Raw genomic sequence first — 16944 nt, forward strand, 5'->3', positions numbered from 1 at the left:
ACACGTTCTTTATTTTTATATGTTTACAATTAACGCAAGATATCTTGTGAGCACAGTCATGTATTAGTTTTGCAATTTCCTATGTCTCATTTAAAAGATGCTGGCTTGCTCGATTCAGTTATAAATTGAGATGGATTGAGATAAAAAAAACAGTGAACAAAAATGTCAGGAGTTTTTCCATCATCGTGGCTGGGATAGAACGGATATCTGTTCAGTGTTCGCGACATATATATCTAAATGTTATATCAAATACTTTTTAATTCATTTTAAAAGACAATTCCGCTGATTACACTCGTTTGGACATCCATACTGCTAAACAGCCAAAAGCGATAGCAGAAGAACAATAAGCAGCAGCGGATACCCAAACGACATGATTGTCCTGAAAAATATTTCGAAAGTGTTTACGCCAGGAAGGCTTGCCATCACCGCTGTCGATAACGTCAACCTGACGGTTGAACAGGGACAGATTTACGGCATTATTGGTTACAGCGGGGCAGGTAAAAGCACCTTAATTCGTTTGCTCAATGGGCTGGAAAAACCGACTTCCGGCAGCGTGATGATTAACGGCCACGGTATCTCTGCCGCCCGTGGGGAATCGTTACGCCAGGCACGACTGAAAATCAGCATGGTGTTTCAACACTTCAATTTGCTGTGGTCACGGACCGTTAGCGAAAATATTGCTTTCTCTATGCAAATCGCTGGCGCGTCCAAAACGTCCATCAAACAGCGGGTTGCTGAACTGATTACGCTGGTTGGGCTGAGCGGTCGTGAAAATGCGTATCCGTCCCAGCTCAGCGGCGGGCAAAAACAGCGTGTAGGAATTGCCCGCGCGCTGGCGAACAATCCGGATGTCCTGCTGTGTGACGAAGCCACCTCGGCGCTGGATCCGCAAACTACCGATCAGATCCTCGATTTACTCCTCGATATTAACCGTCGCTTCAAATTGACCATTGTGCTGATCACTCATGAAATGCATGTAGTACGCAAAATCTGCGATCGCGTGGCGGTAATGGAAAATGGCAAAGTTGTTGAGGAAGGCGACGTACTCAGCGTCTTTACCCATCCACAGCAGCCGATCACCCGACAGTTCGTTCGTCAGGTGAGTCAGTACACCGAGGAAGACGAGTTTAATCCGCAGTTGGCAAGTGAGCTTGGCGGCGTAGTTATCAAGCTTACGTTTACCGGGCAACGCACGCACCGGCCTGTGGTTGGCGAGTTGACCCTGCGCTATGGCCTGCCATTCAACATCTTGCACGGCAAAATGGCGCAAACCGCACACGGTGTGTTTGGTCAACTTTGGGTGCACGTGGTGGCCTCTGAGGAACAATTGAACAATATTTTGGCCGACCTGCGCCAGAGCGACATTGAAGGCGAGGTGATTCAACATGGCTGAAGAACTGTTTCCCCATCTGAAGTGGGGGCAACTGTTAGCGGCAACCCAGGAAACGCTGTATATGACAGCTCTTTCGGGTGCTGCGACCTTTATTCTGGGCATCGCGCTTGGTCTGGCATTGTTCCTGACCGCGCGCGGCGGATTGTTCCCCAACCGAGCGGTATATAGCGCTATTTCGCTGGTGGTGAATATCTTTCGTTCAATCCCATTCATCATTTTGATCGTGCTGCTGATCCCGTTTACCAAAGCGATGGTAGGCACCATTCTCGGCGCCAATGCCGCGTTGCCTGCGCTGATCGTCGGTGCTGCGCCGTTTTATGCACGTCTGGTCGAAATCGCTCTGCGTGAAGTGGATAAAGGCGTTATTGAAGCGACACGTTCGATGGGCGCACGGCTGAGCACGCTTATTTTTCGGGTTTTACTGCCGGAATCCTCTCCTGCTCTGGTGTCCGGGATCACCGTGACGCTAATTGCGCTGGTTAGCTACAGCGCGATGGCAGGGGTAATTGGTGCCGGTGGTTTAGGGAATTTGGCCTATCTGGAAGGATTCCAGCGCAACCACAGCGACGTCACGCTGGTGGCGACGGTGACGATTTTGCTCATTGTCTTCATCATCCAGCTTTGCGGCGATGTGATCACCTCTCTGTTAGATAAACGCTAATAAAATACGGAAACCATTATCATGAAAAAATCACTGACGTTACTCGCCGCAGCAACCTTAAGCGCCCTGAGCTTTGCCTCCTGGGCAGACACTCTGACCGTTGGTGCGTCTAACGTGCCGCACGCGGAGATCCTTGAACAGGCCAAACCGATTCTGGCGAAACAGGGGATCGATCTGGAGATTAAACCGTTCCAGGATTACATTCTGCCGAACACCGCGCTGGCTGGTCGTGAGATTGACGCTAACTACTTCCAGCATATTCCGTACCTGAACAGTGTGATTAAAGATCATGCGGGCGATAAAACGTATGACTTCGTCAGCGCCGGAGCAATTCACATTGAGCCAATTGGTATCTATTCGAAAAAAGTGAAATCGCTTAAAGAACTACCGGAAGGCGGCAAAGTCATCATGCGCGATGCGGTATCTGAGGAAGGCCGTATTCTGTCGATCTTCGAAAAAGAGGGTGTTATTAAGCTGAAGCCGGGCGTGGATAAAGTAACCGCGCGCATTAGCGATATCGTCGAAAACCCGAAAAAGCTGAAGTTCCTGCCAAACGTGGAAGCCGCGCTGTTACCGCAGATGTATAACAACGACGAAGGCGATGCGGTGGTGATTAACGCCAACTACGCCATCGACGCCGGGCTGGATCCGGTGAAAGATCCGATTGCCGTTGAAAGCGGTGAAAACAACCCGTACGCCAACATCATTACCGTGCATCGTGGCGACGAGAAGAAGAAGGATATCGTCGCATTGGTCGATGTCCTGCACTCCAAAGAAATCCAGGACTGGATCCGTACTAAATATAAAGGCGCGGTGATCCCGGTTAATAACTGATCCGCTTTTTGCCGAGTGGCGGCAGTGCCTTATCCGGCCTACGACGTCTTGTAGGCCGGGTAAAACGCGTTCACGCAGAGCTAAACTCGCTCAATTCTCGCTGGCAACCCCTGACGCACCGACGCACCTGACACCCAGTCAAGCCAGGTATTGGCAACCTGCCGGGTAGGATCCGCAAAGCCCAAATCATTGAGATTAATCCCTGACTTTATCTGTGCATCAAATGCCATTGGCTTGCCGTCGAGCGTATGCTGAGCTGCGCCCATCTCTTTATGCCCGTAACCGTGTTCAATGGCGATCACGCCCGGCATGACGCCATGCAGCAGACTTATCTGCGCTTGCGCCTGACCGCCAGGGGTGGTGATACGCACGATATCGCCGTGTGCTAAACCATACCGCTGACCATCCTGCGGATTGAGCGCCACCAGATTAACCGGTTTCAGATGATGAAGGCGCGGGATAACCGCCGTGGCGCTGGACATGGTATTGGATTTAAAGGAAATCAGTTTCAACGGCCACTCTTGTTCCGGGAACAACTCCTCGACCGCACGTCCATCTGACAGACGTGAAGGATACCAGGCCGGGCAGCCGCTGTAGCGCTCGCCGGTAATTGCATGACGGTGCGCGGCGACGTTCGCATTCCAGATTTGGAGCGGTTTTTCCCAGGCATTGCCGACGCGGTTATCAACTCGCCCGCTGATGTCCGGCGCAAAGCGCCCGCCGCGGGAGTAGATAAACGCAACTCGGCTGATTTCATCGGGTTTCAGCGTTTGGGTCATCACAGGCATGATCCGCTGTACTCCGGTCAGCGCTATGTCTTCCGGCTGTGCCTCTGCAACCGGGGCTTTGCCCATAAACGCAATATTGGCGGCGAGGCGCAGGTAGTAATCTTCCGCACGATTCAACGGATAGTGATTACCTTGCGGATCGGTAATCGCATTGTCGCCGAATCCGGGTAGCCCAATGCGCTTTGCCACTGCGATACAGAAAGATTCCATCGAGGCCGATTGACCGTCAGCCGTGAGGCTGGACGCAGGTCTGACGACAGGCCAACGCGCGGTGGTGGCTTTGCTGGCCACGCCTGCCCACGGAGCGCTAAATCCCCAGCTTTCGAAGTTGTGGGTATCCGGCACGATGTAATCTGCCAGCGCCGTGGTTTCGTTCATAAAGGCGTCAATCGCGATAAACAGCGGCAAGCGAGCAGGATCCTTGAGCTTTTCTTCCGCCACGCCACGTAATCCCGCAATGCCGTAAAACGGGTTGGTCATGTTTGAGATCCATGCTTTCAGCGGATAAGGGTAACCTTCAAGCGCTGAGACGAGGAGTTCGGTAAGCTGACCTGCGACAAACGGATACCACGGGGCCTTAGCCGGGAAGGGGGATTGTCCGGCAGCTACCTTATTGCGGTACTCTTCGGAAGACTCATAAGCGGTTTTACTGCGCGCGATGCTTAACCCTTTCGGCTTTACCTTCCCGGCGAAGCTGTCCATGTTGTAGCGCGGACCGTCGGTGGCACCATTGAATTTGCCGCCACCAACAAACACACCGCCTTCAAGACTGAGGTTGCCAATCAGCGCATTGAGCATCATTACCGACCAGGCGTTATAAAATCCATTGCCTGCCATCATTCCGCCGTGCGTAATTACTGCCGCTTTACGTCCGTGGCGGGTGAATGCGTCGGCCAGAGCGCCAATGTCTGCTTCTGACACCCCACACTGCTGGCTGTACTGCGTTAGCGACAGTTTCTCTGCGGACTCTCGCAGACACTGGAAGCTGCTTTTTACCGTTACCGTCTGCCCGTCAGCCAGCGTCACCTCGCGGGTAACAAACAGTTGCGCACGCGGGCAACTGTTGGCGGCGACAATCTCACCGGCCTCGTTGACGACCACCGGCTCCTGGACGGCGTTTGTGCTCAGATGGGCGAGGGTCAGGTGTTGTCCGGCAAGCGTTGGAATTTCATCGGTAATCACAAGATGAGTGGCGTTAGTCCAGCTTTTTTCTCCTGCCTGCTGCATGGCCTGTACGCCGGGAATGGCGAGATAATAAGCGTTATAGCGTTGTTTATCGATAATCCAGCTTATCATCCCCATCGCCAGCGCGGAGTCGCTTCCCGGTCGTACGGGCTGCCAGTGGCCGCGATCGTCAGCCAGCACCGTGGTTAATGGCAGGGCGGGCGCTACCACAACATAGCGGAAGTCGTCACGTAAACGGGCGCTGGCCAACTGGCGGGCCTGGCGCTTAAACGGGTTGCCGGATTGCGCCGGAGAGGTGCCCATAAACAGCGCGAATTCGACGTTATCCCAGTCTGGTTTCACGTGGGTATTTTTATCCAGATCGCCCATTAACGCGCCGGAACCGGCCCGATAGGCCAGACCGCAGTAAGCGCCATGAGCACCGAAATTTTTACTGCCGAAACTGTTCAGTGCGAAGCGACGTAAAAAGGTATCACGTCCTTCATCGCTGGTATTAGTGACCAGCAGTTGATTGGATTTTGGGCCAAAGCCGAGATGTTTCGCATCAAGCGGTGTAGCGGGATCGTGGATGGCTCTCAGACCATCAACGTGGCCTTCACCAAACAGATCTCCGCCTTCCACCACCTCTTTGATCAGCTGTTCGAAGCTGATGCGCTGCCATTTTCCCTCACCGCGCTTACCGACTCGCTTCATGGGCTCCAGAATACGTAACGGGCTGTACAGACCTTCGAGTAAAGTTGCACCACGGGCGCAGGCGGTGGAACGTGCGTCAAGACCTGACTCCCCGGCCAACTGTTCCATTGCCGTGGTAAAGGGGACGGAGGCGTCTATATGGTGCTCGTGCGACAACGGATGATAAGGGTTGCCCGCAATGCGCAGCACCTTGCCTTGCTCAGTGTCAACGCGAACCCGCACGCCACACTGCGTCCAGCAACCAAAACACTGTGTCATGGAGATCACCTGCTGCGGGTTTTGCTGCCAGTGCGGCCGGGCGTTGGCTTCAGGGATGAGCGCGTTTGCAAAGATGCGGTCACGGGTAATTTTGCCCGAGGTTCCATCCAGCAAACCGTCTATCGCGCGCTTTGCCACATCCCGATAACTCAGGCCAAAAGTCACCATGCCACCTACGGCAAGGCCCACTTTAAGCCACTGACGACGGGTTAAATTAGCCATGTTGCATTCTCCTTGCGATCGCGTTCAGGGCTTCACGAACAATAATAATCAGTGCTATCCACAGGCCGAAGGTACCCACAATGGCCAGCCAGCCATCGGTGCCGCCGGGCAGGGTGTAGGGATTAAACTGCGCGTTAAATTTCGGTATGGTCTGCACCTGGATGAGTAACGTCCAGCGCATTAGCCAGCACAGCGCCATGGCGCTAAAAGCGAGTAATACGCGCAGCGGTAGCGACAAGGGGTAACGTACAACCAACCCGCAAAGAACAAGTGAAACAAGCCATAACGCAACCCAACCGATAGCGTAGTGTTGTGCTGAAGAAGCCACATCCAGCCATTGGCGGATAGCCGAACCGGAAAGCGTATTACCGCTCGCCCAGATCAACACCACGATAGCCAGTGCGATCAACGTGACCATTTGCCCCCACGCTAGCTTACGCGGCAGTACGTCCTTGTTATTTGTCGTGGCAATAAGCAGGGCAAGAAACGTTTGCAGCGCGCTGAGGAACATCGCAACCGGAAAGGCGTAACTGAACCAGATGGGACGCGCCTGCACTACCGACACTTCACGGCCGGTGTAAACCAGCAATCCGATGGCGGACAGTGCGCTACCAAGTGCTAACCATTTTGTGACGTTGTAACTTTTTAGCGTTAGCCGTTTAACGTGCTGCGCCAGAAACCACAGACCTAAAAAACCGGTAAACAGCGGTAAGAACAGTGCGCCCCACGGCATCCAGGACCACGGCGTCGGATACGCATAGAAATGCCAGACGCGGGCGGTTTGGTGTAGATCAGCGGTCAGCGCCAGTGGTGCGGTAATCGCGCAGGTCAGGGCGATTAACAGCGTCAGATTCTCCAGATCTGCCGTTTCTTTTTTGCGCCAGTGGAGAACGCAGGCAAACAGTGCGGCGCAGGCGGCAATGCCGATGAAAAAGAAATATTGTACGGCCCAGGGTAACCAGCTTACGTCCTGGGGATGGGCCAGAACCTCGTCGATAATTAGTGAATGGTTCATTTAAACCTCCTGCCAGAGAGCGGGTTGAGCACGTCCAATCAATGGGGTGACAAATGCCTCATCCAGTCCCAGATAGAACACGTGAGGAGACGTACCGCTTTCCGGCTTCAGGACTTTGATGGTGTCATGGTGTTCATGCAGCATTTGTGAAATGCGGCTGTGTGGATCTTTAATATCACCAATGATGCGCGCGCCGCCGACGCAGGATTCTACACAGGCCGGAAGCAGCCCCGCTTCGAGGCGGTGAACACAGAAGGTACATTTATCGGCGGTTTGCGTTTCATGGTTGATGAATCGCGCATCATAAGGGCAGGCCTGCACGCAATAGGCGCAGCCAACGCAGCGTGTGTTGTCGACCACCACGATGCCGTCTTCGCGTTGGAAAGTGGCCTGTACCGGGCAAACGGGCACGCAAGGGGGATTATCACAATGGTTGCATAGTCGCGGCAGCAGGACGTTGGTGACGCTTTGCTGACTTTCAATCTGTACTTGATACTGGTTGACGAGGGTACGAAATTCGCCCTGTGGCGTCTGGTTTTCAATGGCGCAACTGACGGTACAGGCCTGGCAGCCAATACAGCGTCGCAGGTCAACCAGCATGGCGTAGCGATGCTGAAGTGAGCCTTCATGGCGTTCAGGCGAAAAGGGAAATTTCGCCTGAGCCAGCGGAACCAGTGATGCGCCAGCGGTCAGGACGCCCAGTTGCTGGAGAAACTGCCGTTTACTGCTGTCCATATTTTCTCCCGTCACGATGCAACAACGAAACATTGGTCACGCCGTTGATTTGCGTGTGATGAATAAAGAATCTCAATGATTTACAGTGTAAAAATCGTGACGGGGTATACTCTATTGTGGTTAACCACATACCCGGCTTGTTGTTGATCTAAAACAACATAATTGACAGGGACAATTGAGTGGGACGCAACGTAGTAAGATGTCTGACAGTGCTGGCGTCGCTGTGGATGCTAAGCGGCGCGGTCAGGGCGCAGACATGGAACATTGGCGTTTTGGCGATGCGCGGGGAGGTTTCTACACGTAATCACTGGCAGCCGCTGGAAACATTGTTGAATCAGCAAATCCCCGGCGAACAGTTTCATATTCAACCTCTGGATCTGCACCAGATGCAGGAGGCGGTGAATCGTGGAACGGTGCAGTTTGTTGTCACTAATCCGGCGCAGTTTGTTCAGCTAAACAGCCGTTCTGCGCTGCGCTGGCTGGCGTCGCTACGCTCCACCCGTGGTGGGAAAGCCACCAGTAACGTGATCGGCAGCGCGATCCTCGTCAGACGCGACAGCGGGATAACCTCCCCACACGATCTGATCGGCAAAACGGTTGGCGCCATTGATGCTCAGGCGTTTGGCGGCTATTTGCTGGGATATAAAGCGCTCAGTGATGCCGGTCTGCGCCCTGAACGCGATTTACGTCTGACGTTTACCGGATTTCCCGCCGATGCCTTACTCTATTTATTACGTGAAAAAGCCGTGCAGGCGGTGATCGTGCCGATGTGCCTGCTGGAAAAAATGGATGAAGAAGGCCTCATTCGTAAAACCGATTTTATGACCGTGTTGAACCATCCGACCTCAATTCCCTGTCTGACCAGTACACCGCTCTATCCTGATTGGTCATTTGCCGCACTACCTGCAGTGAGTGACGAGCTGGCCGATCGCGTCACGCGGGTGCTGTTCAATGCACCGCAAAACGCGACATTTCGCTGGGGAGCGCCCGCCTCGACCCGCGAGGTGGAAGCGTTGTTGCGCGATGTCCGCCAGCATCCGCAGCAGCGTCAGCTGTGGCTGGATGTCAAAAGCTGGTTTATTCAACACCGACTGGCAATGGGGGGCGTGGCCATCGTGTTGCTGTTGCTGACGCTCAACTACATCTGGGTAATGCTGTTGGTTCGCCGACGCGGCAGGCAGCTAGAGCGGAACAACGTGTTGTTGCACAAACAGGAACAGGCGCTGGAGACTGCCCGACAAATGAGCGTGCTGGGGGAGATGACCTCCGGTTTTGCCCATGAGCTCAATCAGCCGTTGTCGGCTATCCGCCATTATGCCCAAGGCTGTCTGATTCGCCTGCGCGGTCAGGATGAGCAGCATCCGTTGCTGCCCGTGCTTGAGCACATCGACACCCAGGCACAAAGGGGGGCCGATACGCTGCGCAATCTCCGGCAGTGGGTCAGCCAGGCACAGGGCAATCCGGTACTTCCCGATGACTGGCAAGCCATCAACGTTCACGATGCTATCCATCACGTCTGGCAATTACTACGCATGCCCCAGCAATTCCCGGCGGTAACGCTGCACACACAGGTCAGCAAGGCGTTAACATTGACGCTGCCAAGCGTTCTTCTTGAGCAGGTGCTGGCCAATCTGGTACTCAATGCCGCCCAGGCAGGGGCTACCACAGTTTGGTTTAGCGCCCTGCATAAGGATGGTGGTGTGAGTATTCAGGTGCAGGATAATGCCGGAGGCATTGACGAGACTCAGTTGTACCAAGCTTTTCAGCCGTTTATGACCACGCGTAAAGAAGGCATGGGACTAGGGCTGGTCATTTGTCAGCGACTGGTGCGCTACGCAAACGGAGATATTGAGATCAACAATCAGCAGGCCCCGGACGGAAAAGCGGGGGCGAGAGTGACATTATATTTTAAACCAAATCGGGAAGGAGGCCGTAGTGGCGATAATTCATCTGCTGGATGACGACATTGCCGTCACCCAGGCCTGTGCGTTTTTATTGGAAAGTCTGGGATATGAAGTGTCTTGCTGGGAGCAAGGTGAGAAATTCCTCGCTGAGGCAAATCTGCACCAGGTGGGTGTACTGCTGCTGGATATGCGTATGCCGGTACTGGATGGGCACGCTGTGCATGAAATCATGCGTCAGAAAGCAAGCACGCTGGCGGTGGTCTTTCTCACCGGGCATGGCGATGTGCCGATGGCGGTTGAGCAAATGAAACGTGGCGCGGTCGATTTTTTGCAAAAACCGGTGTCAGCCGCGCCGCTTCAGGCAGCATTAGAACATGCCTTGCAGGTCTCGGCAGCGGCGTTCTCGCGACAAGAGATCATCTGCTGCTATCAACAACTTACGCCAAAAGAACGGGAACTGGCGCATCTGGTAGCAAAAGGATTAATGAATCGGGAAATTGCTGATGCCATGAATATTGCCGTGCGTACGGTTGAAGTGCACCGGGCGCGGGTGATGGAAAAAATGCAGGCGGGAAGTCTTGCTGAGCTTGTAAATCGACTTCAGAGAGTTCAGTAGAATGATGACATTTCTTTGATTTTCATTGAATTTTGTCTAAATACTCAGAGTGATATATGCTGTTGGTTTGAGTTAATGACGAGCGGGCAAAAATGGGAAATCAGACGAAAGACGACGAGTTGTACCGTGAAATGTGCAGAGTAGTCGGTAAAGTAGTGCTGGAAATGCGCGATCTGGGACAAGAGTCTAAGCATATCGTCATTGCGGGAGTACTGAGAACCACCCTTGCGAACCAGCGTGTGAAGCGCAGTGAGTTAGAAAAACAGGCTATTGAGACCGTAATTAAAGCATTGGCCGGATAATCCGCAAAAAGAGGGCGGTAGTTTCTCTCGCCGTCCTCTTATTCTCATTACGTTAATCTATCAATAATTATAATTTAGCGTTGCAATTAATGCTATCAAACTCGCTATATATTTAATTGTATATCGGATGATATATAAAAATATATATGAGAGTGGAGTCACAAATATTTGCAATACATATGAAGTGCTATTTCAATTTATCTTAATGATAATAAATCTCACTCCGCATTAATTATATCCCTTCCGTTTTTTAATTGATGACGATCAAGACTATGCATGCTGAATAACCACATTATTTCTGTGCCTAACCCTAAAGGATTAGATTCATTCAGTTTAACCACCGTCATTTATGCGATCAGGTTAGGGCAAAAATTTACGTGTTGTTGGCAACATTAACCGCCCGATATGGCTTGACCTGCGCTGGTTTAAATTAGCCTGAAGGTGTTGCTACCACAGCATTTGCGAAGAGGATGCGAAATAAATGAACCAGGTTGATCGTCCATTTTTAGATTGTGGTTTAACGCGACTAGAATTTCTGCGGATATCAGGAAAAGGACTGGCGGGATTAACGATTGCTCCCGCGCTGTTATCCCTTTTTGGTTGTAAGCAGGAAGATGTCGATAGTGGGACTGTTGGGCTTATCAATACGCCTAAAGGGGTTTTGGTGACCCAGCGAGCTCGCTGTACGGGCTGTCACCGCTGCGAAATTTCCTGTACCAATTATAACGATGGTGCGGTGGGTACCTTCTTTTCCCGGATAAAAATCCATCGCAATTTCTTCTTTGGCGATGATGGTGTCGGGTCCGGTGGTGGGCTGTATGGCGATTTAAACTATACCGCTGATACCTGCCGGCAATGCAAAGATCCGCAGTGTATGAAGGTCTGCCCGATAGGTGCAATTACCTGGAAGCAGGAAGACGGTTGTATTGCGGTGGACCACAAACGCTGTATTGGCTGTAGCGCGTGTACCACAGCCTGCCCGTGGATGATGGCGACCGTAAATACCGAAACGAAAAAGTCCTCAAAATGTGTGTTATGCGGGGAATGCGCCAATGCTTGTCCGACTGGGGCATTAAAAATTATCGAGTGGAAAGATATTACTGTTTGATAGATAGCAGGCATACCTGATTCGCGCCATTAATTGCCAAAAATACCGCAGTTTTGGATAAAAAAGCTGCCTGAAGAATGGCGGGTATATCTATTAAACCTTCTTGCAAAGGAAAACATGATGGCTAATGGTTGGACAGGTACTATTTTACGGGTCAATCTCACCACGGGTAATATCACCCTTGAAGATTCCAGTAAATTTAAAAAATTTGTCGGTGGGATGGGCTTTGGTTATAAAATTATGTACGACGAAGTCCCGCCAGGCACCATGCCTTTTGATGAAGGGAATAAGTTGGTTTTTGCCACCGGACCATTAACGGGTTCTGGCGCTCCCTGTAGCTCCCGCGTCAATATCACCTCCTTATCGACATTTACCAAAGGCAATTTAGTCGTGGATGCTCATATGGGCGGTTTCTTTGCTGCACAAATGAAATTCGCCGGTTACGACGCCATTATTATTGAAGGCAAGTCCGAATCGCCGGTCTGGATCAACATTAAAGACGATAAGGTTAGCATCGAAAAAGCCGATTTCCTGTGGGGTAAGGGGACGCGCGCCACAACTGAAGAAATTTGTCGCATCACCAGCCCGGAAACCTGCGTCGCCGCGATAGGCCAGGCGGGGGAAAATCTGGTGCCGCTCTCCTGCATGATCAACAGTCGCAACCACAGCGGCGGAGCTGGTACTGGCGCAGTAATGGGCTCGAAAAACCTGAAGGCTATTGCGGTAGAAGGGACCAAAGGCGTCAATATTGCCGATCGCAAAGAGATGAAGCGGCTCAATGACTACATGATGACCGAGCTCATCGGCGCTAACAACAACCACGTTGTGCCAAGCACCCCGCAGGCCTGGGCAGAATACTCTTCGCCAAACTCGCGCTGGACGGCGCGTAAAGGGCTGTTCTGGGGCGCAGCAGAAGGCGGACCAATCGAAACCGGGGAAATCCCGCCGGGCAATCAAAATACGGTAGGTTTCCGTACCTATAAATCGGTGTTCGATCTGGGGCCAGCCGCAGAAAAATACACGGTCAAAATGAGCGGCTGTCATTCATGCCCTATTCGTTGTATGTCGCAGCTCAATGTTCCGCGGGTGAAAGATTTTGGCGTGCCGAGTACCGGCGGCAACACTTGTGTGGCGAACTTTGTACACACCACCATTTTCCCCCATGGCCCGAAAGATTTTGACGATAAAGACGATGGGCGCGTGGTGGGAAACCTGATTGGTCTGAACCTGTTTGACGATTACGGTATCTGGTGTAACTACGGCCAGTTGCACCGTGATTTTACTTATTGCTATTCGAAAGGCGTCTTTAAGCGCGTACTGCCGGCTGAAGAGTATGCGGAAATCCGCTGGGATCAGTTGGAAGCGGGTGATCCTAATTTTATTAAAGACTTCTACTATCGGTTGGCGCATCGCGTGGGGGAACTCAGTCACCTTGCGGACGGCTCGTATGCCATTGCTGAACGCTGGGATTTGGGCGAAGAGTACTGGGGTTATGCCAAAAATAAACTGTGGTCGCCGTTCGGTTTTCCTGTTCACCATGCGAACGAGGCTTCAGCGCAGGTGGGGGCGATCACCAACTGTATGTTTAACCGTGACTGCATGGCGCACACCCATATCAACTTCATCGGCTCCGGTTTGCCGTTGAAATTGCAGCGCGAAGTGGCGGGCGAGCTGTTTGGTTCACAGGATGCCTACGATGAAACCAAAAACTACACCCCGATCAATGCTGCCAAGATCAAATATGCCAAATGGACGCTGCTGAAAGTCTGTCTGCATAACGCGGTTACGTTGTGTAACTGGGTTTGGCCGATGACGGTTTCACCACTCAAGAGCCGTAACTATCGCGGAGACTTGGATCTGGAGGCGAAGTTCTTCCAGGCAGTCACCGGTGATGAAACCACGCAGGCGAGTCTGGACCTTGCCGCTGAACGCATCTTTACCCTGCATCGCGCTTATACGGTCAAACTGATGCAAACCAAGGATATGCGCAATGAGCACGATCTCATCTGCTCCTGGGTATTCGATAAAGATCCGAAGATCCCGGTCTTCACTGAAGGAACCGACAAGATGGACAGGGAGGATATGCGTCAGTCATTGACGATGTTCTATCAGGAAATGGGCTGGGATCCAGAGCTGGGTTGCCCAACGCGTGAAACCCTGAACCGACTCGGACTTGAAGACGTGGCAACTGATTTGGCGGCGCAAGATCTGTTGCCAGCGTAAGGAACGTGAGATGACTAACGTGAGCAACGTTCTGGCACCCGTAGAGGCGCTTCCTGACGAGGTTGATAGTCAAAAGAGACACTGGCTGCAGGCGTTTCACCCGTCGGTAGAGCAGGTGACTGCGCCGCAGGTTCAGGATCCTGCCAGCCCGGAGTCGATTGTGGCAGATTTTATCCGCCAGCATTCGGCATCGGGGCAATTGGTGGGGCGCAGCGTGTTTCTGCAGCCACCTTATTCCGTCCCTGAAACCGATCTATCCGTGCTGCTGGATGTGCTGTGTCAGGACGCAATTAACGCGGATATCACCCGTGTGCAGGGCGCGGAAGATGTCTATTTCTACTCAACGCAAACCATGACGGCAAACTACGCCGACATGTGCGTGCAGGTGGTGGAAAACGACATCTGCCGTGCGATTGCCGAGGCGGTACGCTTCGACGGCCGCACGTATCCTCGCCCCTATAAGGTCGCCATGTTGACGCAACCGCCGTATAGCTTTGAATCTCAGCAGATTACAGCGGCGCTAACGGCTATGGAAACGCATCCCGATTACGCAGATATACGTACTGTGGAATCGTCAAATGCGGAACCTTATCTGTTTAGCGAACGTTTTATGAGTTATGGCAAAGCGTACGGCCTGTGTGAATGGCTTGAGGTTGAGCAGTATCAGAACCCCTGAATTATTCAGGTTGATGTCATGGAACGTGTGGACGACCACTGTCACAGTTTAGAGGATAACCCGATGTCCTTCACCCGACGAAAATTTGTCATTGGCATGGGGACGGTGATTTTTTTCACCGGCCCAGGTCAAAATCTGTTAGCGAGTACCAGGAGCCCTAAAGCCGTTCGTTACGTCATGATTCACGACGAATCACTGTGTAACGGATGTAATATCTGCGCGCGGGCCTGCAGGAAAACCAACCATGTTCCTGCCCAGGGCAGCCGTTTGTCGATAGCGCATATTCCAGTCTCAGACAACGACAACGAAACGCTGTATCACTACTTCCGTCAATCCTGCCAGCATTGTGATGATGCGCCTTGTATTGAGGTGTGTCCGACCGGTGCCTCCTGGCGGGATGAGAACGGTATTGTGCGAGTAGATACGTCTTCCTGTATCGGCTGCAGTTACTGTATTGGTGCGTGTCCTTATCAGGTTCGTTATCTCAACCCGCATACCAAAGTGGCGGATAAATGCGACTTTTGCGCTGAATCACGCCTGGCGAAAGGTTTTCCACCGATCTGTGTTAACGCTTGCCCGGAACATGCGCTGATTTTTGGCCGTGAAGATAGCCCGGAAATTCAGACCTGGTTGCGAGAAAACAAGTATTACGAATATCAACTTGCAGGCGCCGGGAAACCCCATCTGTATCGTCGGTTCGGTCAACATTTGATTAAAAAGGAAAATGTATGAACGCGTCGCAAAATGCCGAACAGTTTCACGCCCAGCTTGCGCAGTATGTTCCCCTGTTTTCACCGGACTACTGGCCCGTGTGGTTAGTCGTTGCCGGGTTAATGCTGGTGGGAATGTGGCTGGTGCTGGCGCTTCACGCCATGCTGCGCTTTCGGGCGGCACATAAAACGTCGGCAGGGCACGGTGAGAAGGTCTATTTATATTCGAAGGCTGTTCGTTTGTGGCACTGGTCGAATGCGCTGTTGTTTTTGCTACTTCTGGTCAGTGGCCTGGTCAATCACTTCTCTGCCGTCAGCGCACCGGTAATGAAAAGCCTGCTTACCGTTCATGAGGTTTGCGGCTTTTTGCTACTCGCCTGCTGGGTTGGTTTTGTGCTGATCAACCTGATTGGCGGCAACGGACATCACTATATTATTCAACGTCAGGGCTGGATCGCTCGCGCGCAAAGACAAACACGTTTTTACCTGTTTGGCATTATGCAGGGCGAGTCACACCCATTCCCGGCATCACCGCGTTCTAAATTCAATCCGCTACAGCAGGCGGCCTACGTTGGCGTGATGTATGGGTTGCTGCCACTACTGCTGATTTCTGGGTTGTTATCGCTTTACCCGACGGTCGTCGGAGATCTGTTTCCTGGTGTGCGTTACTGGCTGCTTCAGGCGCACTTTGCGCTGGCAATTGTCAGTCTGTTTTTCATTTTTGGGCATCTTTATCTTTGCACTACGGGCCGCACGCCGGGCGAAACCTTCAAGTGTATGGTGGATGGCTACCACCGGCATTAAGCGATGATGATTACACGAAGTGACTTACGGGCCTGGCGTGTTGGGCCCGTCATGTATCGCTGGTTTCTACGCGCGTTTCCCGCAGGAGGAAGCTATGCCGATGTTCATCGCGCGCTCCAGCGGGAAGGGTATACCGATTGGGCAAATAGCCTGGTGGAATACGGCTGGTCGAAATGGCGGGAAGAGGCGAGTTTTGCTCAGCAGGATATTGACGCAATGGGGAATATTTCCTGTGAGCAAGCTGCGGAGGAAACCAGTCGTCCGTTGGCGAGTGCGGAAGATTATGCCCGATTTAGCAGTGCGGGTGACAACGTTAAAATTGCCAGCGCCGGGTATGCCGCACAGATCGCCAGTGCCGGTTACAGCGCACGGATTGGCAGTGTAGGCTATAACACGCATATCGGCAGTTCAGGCGATCGTGGGCGAATAGCGATTGCGGGAAATTCGGCGCGTATCAGCAGTGTGGGCGACGGAACGCGTATCGCCAGTACCGGCATGCGCGTACGCATCAGTTCGCTTGGCGACCGAAACCGGGTTGCCAGTAGCGGTGATTTAACCCAGGTAGCCTGTTTTGGCGCAGAGGCAAAAATCGCTAACTGCGCGGACAATATCCACATTATTGCCAGCGGAGAGAACGCCGTTGTTGCCAGTACCGGTACTGTAGATTCGATAACGCTCGGTCCCGGCGGATGTGCGGCGCTGGCTTATCACGATGGCGAGAGAATGCGCTTTGCGCTTGCCGTTGAAGGGGAAAAAAACATTCGGGCGGGCGTGAAATATCGGCTCAACGAAGACCATCAGTTTGTGGAATGTTGAG

The 16944-nt window shown here is 52.5% G+C and carries 15 protein-coding genes; 12 read left to right on the forward strand and 3 right to left on the reverse strand.

Going from position 1 to position 16944, the window contains the following annotated elements; translation table 11 throughout:
• Positions 1-370: 370 nt before the first annotated feature.
• From C2U41_RS07750 to C2U41_RS07760, 3 genes are read left to right on the forward strand one after another with little or no spacing between them, the layout of a single operon-like run.
• Positions 371-1393, forward strand: a complete 1023-nt coding sequence (locus C2U41_RS07750; protein ID WP_103848721.1) for a methionine ABC transporter ATP-binding protein — start codon at positions 371-373, stop codon at positions 1391-1393.
• Entirely contained in the window at positions 1386-2054 is a 669-nt protein-coding gene (locus C2U41_RS07755; protein ID WP_103848722.1) for a methionine ABC transporter permease, read from the forward strand. Before C2U41_RS07750 ends, C2U41_RS07755 begins: the two co-directional genes overlap by 8 nt.
• A gap of 21 nt (positions 2055-2075) precedes the next feature.
• A complete protein-coding gene (locus tag C2U41_RS07760) occupies positions 2076-2888 on the forward strand; it encodes a MetQ/NlpA family ABC transporter substrate-binding protein (RefSeq protein WP_016150148.1) in 813 nt (270 codons plus the stop codon).
• Between the two features lie 80 nt (positions 2889-2968).
• Here C2U41_RS07760 and ttrA read toward each other — a convergent pair whose 3' ends face one another.
• The 3 genes from ttrA to ttrB are packed head-to-tail and all read right to left on the reverse strand — an operon-like array spanning position 2969 to position 7784.
• Positions 2969-6034 carry a tetrathionate reductase subunit TtrA gene (ttrA, locus tag C2U41_RS07765; RefSeq protein ID WP_103848723.1) on the reverse strand — a complete coding sequence of 1022 codons (3066 nt, stop codon included), beginning with the start codon at positions 6032-6034 and terminating at the stop codon, positions 2969-2971.
• Positions 6027-7049, reverse strand: a complete 1023-nt coding sequence (gene ttrC, locus C2U41_RS07770; RefSeq protein ID WP_003836554.1) for a tetrathionate reductase subunit TtrC — start codon at positions 7047-7049, stop codon at positions 6027-6029. Before ttrC ends, ttrA begins: the two co-directional genes overlap by 8 nt.
• Positions 7050-7784: a tetrathionate reductase subunit TtrB gene (ttrB, locus tag C2U41_RS07775; protein WP_217438794.1), complete on the reverse strand. Its 735-nt coding sequence runs from the start codon at positions 7782-7784 to the stop codon at positions 7050-7052.
• A 227-nt stretch (positions 7785-8011) separates the two neighbouring features.
• Here ttrB and ttrS point away from each other — a divergent pair, with 227 nt between their 5' ends.
• The 9 genes from ttrS (at position 8012) to ydhT (ending at position 16943) form a co-directional block, all read left to right on the forward strand.
• Positions 8012-9745, forward strand: a complete 1734-nt coding sequence (gene ttrS / locus C2U41_RS07780) for a tetrathionate respiration histidine kinase TtrS (RefSeq protein WP_103848743.1) — start codon at positions 8012-8014, stop codon at positions 9743-9745.
• Positions 9720-10304, forward strand: coding sequence for a tetrathionate respiration response regulator TtrR (gene ttrR / locus C2U41_RS07785; protein ID WP_103848724.1), 585 nt, complete (start codon positions 9720-9722; stop codon positions 10302-10304). The genes ttrS and ttrR overlap by 26 nt, the downstream gene beginning before the upstream one ends.
• A gap of 92 nt (positions 10305-10396) precedes the next feature.
• Positions 10397-10606 (forward strand): fumarate hydratase FumD, encoded by a 210-nt coding sequence (fumD, locus tag C2U41_RS07790; RefSeq protein WP_103848725.1) that lies wholly within the window; start codon positions 10397-10399, stop codon positions 10604-10606.
• A gap of 481 nt (positions 10607-11087) precedes the next feature.
• On the forward strand, positions 11088-11714 hold the full coding sequence (locus C2U41_RS07795; protein ID WP_003029338.1) for a ferredoxin-like protein: 627 nt from the start codon (positions 11088-11090) through the stop codon (positions 11712-11714).
• A gap of 120 nt (positions 11715-11834) precedes the next feature.
• Positions 11835-13937 carry an aldehyde ferredoxin oxidoreductase gene (locus C2U41_RS07800; protein ID WP_103848726.1) on the forward strand — a complete coding sequence of 701 codons (2103 nt, stop codon included), beginning with the start codon at positions 11835-11837 and terminating at the stop codon, positions 13935-13937.
• A 10-nt stretch (positions 13938-13947) separates the two neighbouring features.
• Positions 13948-14613 carry a YdhW family putative oxidoreductase system protein gene (locus C2U41_RS07805; RefSeq protein WP_003836542.1) on the forward strand — a complete coding sequence of 222 codons (666 nt, stop codon included), beginning with the start codon at positions 13948-13950 and terminating at the stop codon, positions 14611-14613.
• A gap of 63 nt (positions 14614-14676) precedes the next feature.
• Complete coding sequence (locus tag C2U41_RS07810; RefSeq protein WP_003029332.1) at positions 14677-15345, forward strand: 4Fe-4S dicluster domain-containing protein; 669 nt, start codon at positions 14677-14679, stop codon at positions 15343-15345.
• Entirely contained in the window at positions 15342-16127 is a 786-nt protein-coding gene (phsC, locus tag C2U41_RS07815) for a thiosulfate reductase cytochrome B subunit (protein ID WP_003029330.1), read from the forward strand. The genes C2U41_RS07810 and phsC overlap by 4 nt, the downstream gene beginning before the upstream one ends.
• A 51-nt stretch (positions 16128-16178) precedes the next feature.
• Positions 16179-16943 (forward strand): protein YdhT, encoded by a 765-nt coding sequence (gene ydhT, locus C2U41_RS07820; RefSeq protein ID WP_369700982.1) that lies wholly within the window; start codon positions 16179-16181, stop codon positions 16941-16943.
• The last annotated feature ends 1 nt before the right edge of the window (position 16944 follow it).

The organism is Citrobacter freundii complex sp. CFNIH4, assembly GCF_002934505.1.
Lineage (GTDB): Bacteria > Pseudomonadota > Gammaproteobacteria > Enterobacterales > Enterobacteriaceae > Citrobacter > Citrobacter freundii.

What these genes read in the sequence shown, in the direction of transcription:
- C2U41_RS07795 (WP_003029338.1), top strand. Translation starts at nt 11,088, where the DNA reads ATGAACCAGGTTGATCGTCCATTTTTAGATTGTGGTTTAACGCGACTA.
- ttrC (WP_003836554.1), bottom strand. Translation starts at nt 7,049, where the DNA reads ATGAACCATTCACTAATTATCGACGAGGTTCTGGCCCATCCCCAGGAC.
- C2U41_RS07760 (WP_016150148.1), top strand. Translation starts at nt 2,076, where the DNA reads ATGAAAAAATCACTGACGTTACTCGCCGCAGCAACCTTAAGCGCCCTG.
- ttrA (WP_103848723.1), bottom strand. Translation starts at nt 6,034, where the DNA reads ATGGCTAATTTAACCCGTCGTCAGTGGCTTAAAGTGGGCCTTGCCGTA.
- C2U41_RS07800 (WP_103848726.1), top strand. Translation starts at nt 11,835, where the DNA reads ATGGCTAATGGTTGGACAGGTACTATTTTACGGGTCAATCTCACCACG.
- ttrB (WP_217438794.1), bottom strand. Translation starts at nt 7,784, where the DNA reads ATGGACAGCAGTAAACGGCAGTTTCTCCAGCAACTGGGCGTCCTGACC.
- phsC (WP_003029330.1), top strand. Translation starts at nt 15,342, where the DNA reads ATGAACGCGTCGCAAAATGCCGAACAGTTTCACGCCCAGCTTGCGCAG.
- C2U41_RS07810 (WP_003029332.1), top strand. Translation starts at nt 14,677, where the DNA reads ATGTCCTTCACCCGACGAAAATTTGTCATTGGCATGGGGACGGTGATT.
- ydhT (WP_369700982.1), top strand. Translation starts at nt 16,179, where the DNA reads ATGTATCGCTGGTTTCTACGCGCGTTTCCCGCAGGAGGAAGCTATGCC.
- fumD (WP_103848725.1), top strand. Translation starts at nt 10,397, where the DNA reads ATGGGAAATCAGACGAAAGACGACGAGTTGTACCGTGAAATGTGCAGA.
- C2U41_RS07755 (WP_103848722.1), top strand. Translation starts at nt 1,386, where the DNA reads ATGGCTGAAGAACTGTTTCCCCATCTGAAGTGGGGGCAACTGTTAGCG.
- C2U41_RS07805 (WP_003836542.1), top strand. Translation starts at nt 13,948, where the DNA reads ATGACTAACGTGAGCAACGTTCTGGCACCCGTAGAGGCGCTTCCTGAC.
- ttrS (WP_103848743.1), top strand. Translation starts at nt 8,012, where the DNA reads ATGCTAAGCGGCGCGGTCAGGGCGCAGACATGGAACATTGGCGTTTTG.
- C2U41_RS07750 (WP_103848721.1), top strand. Translation starts at nt 371, where the DNA reads ATGATTGTCCTGAAAAATATTTCGAAAGTGTTTACGCCAGGAAGGCTT.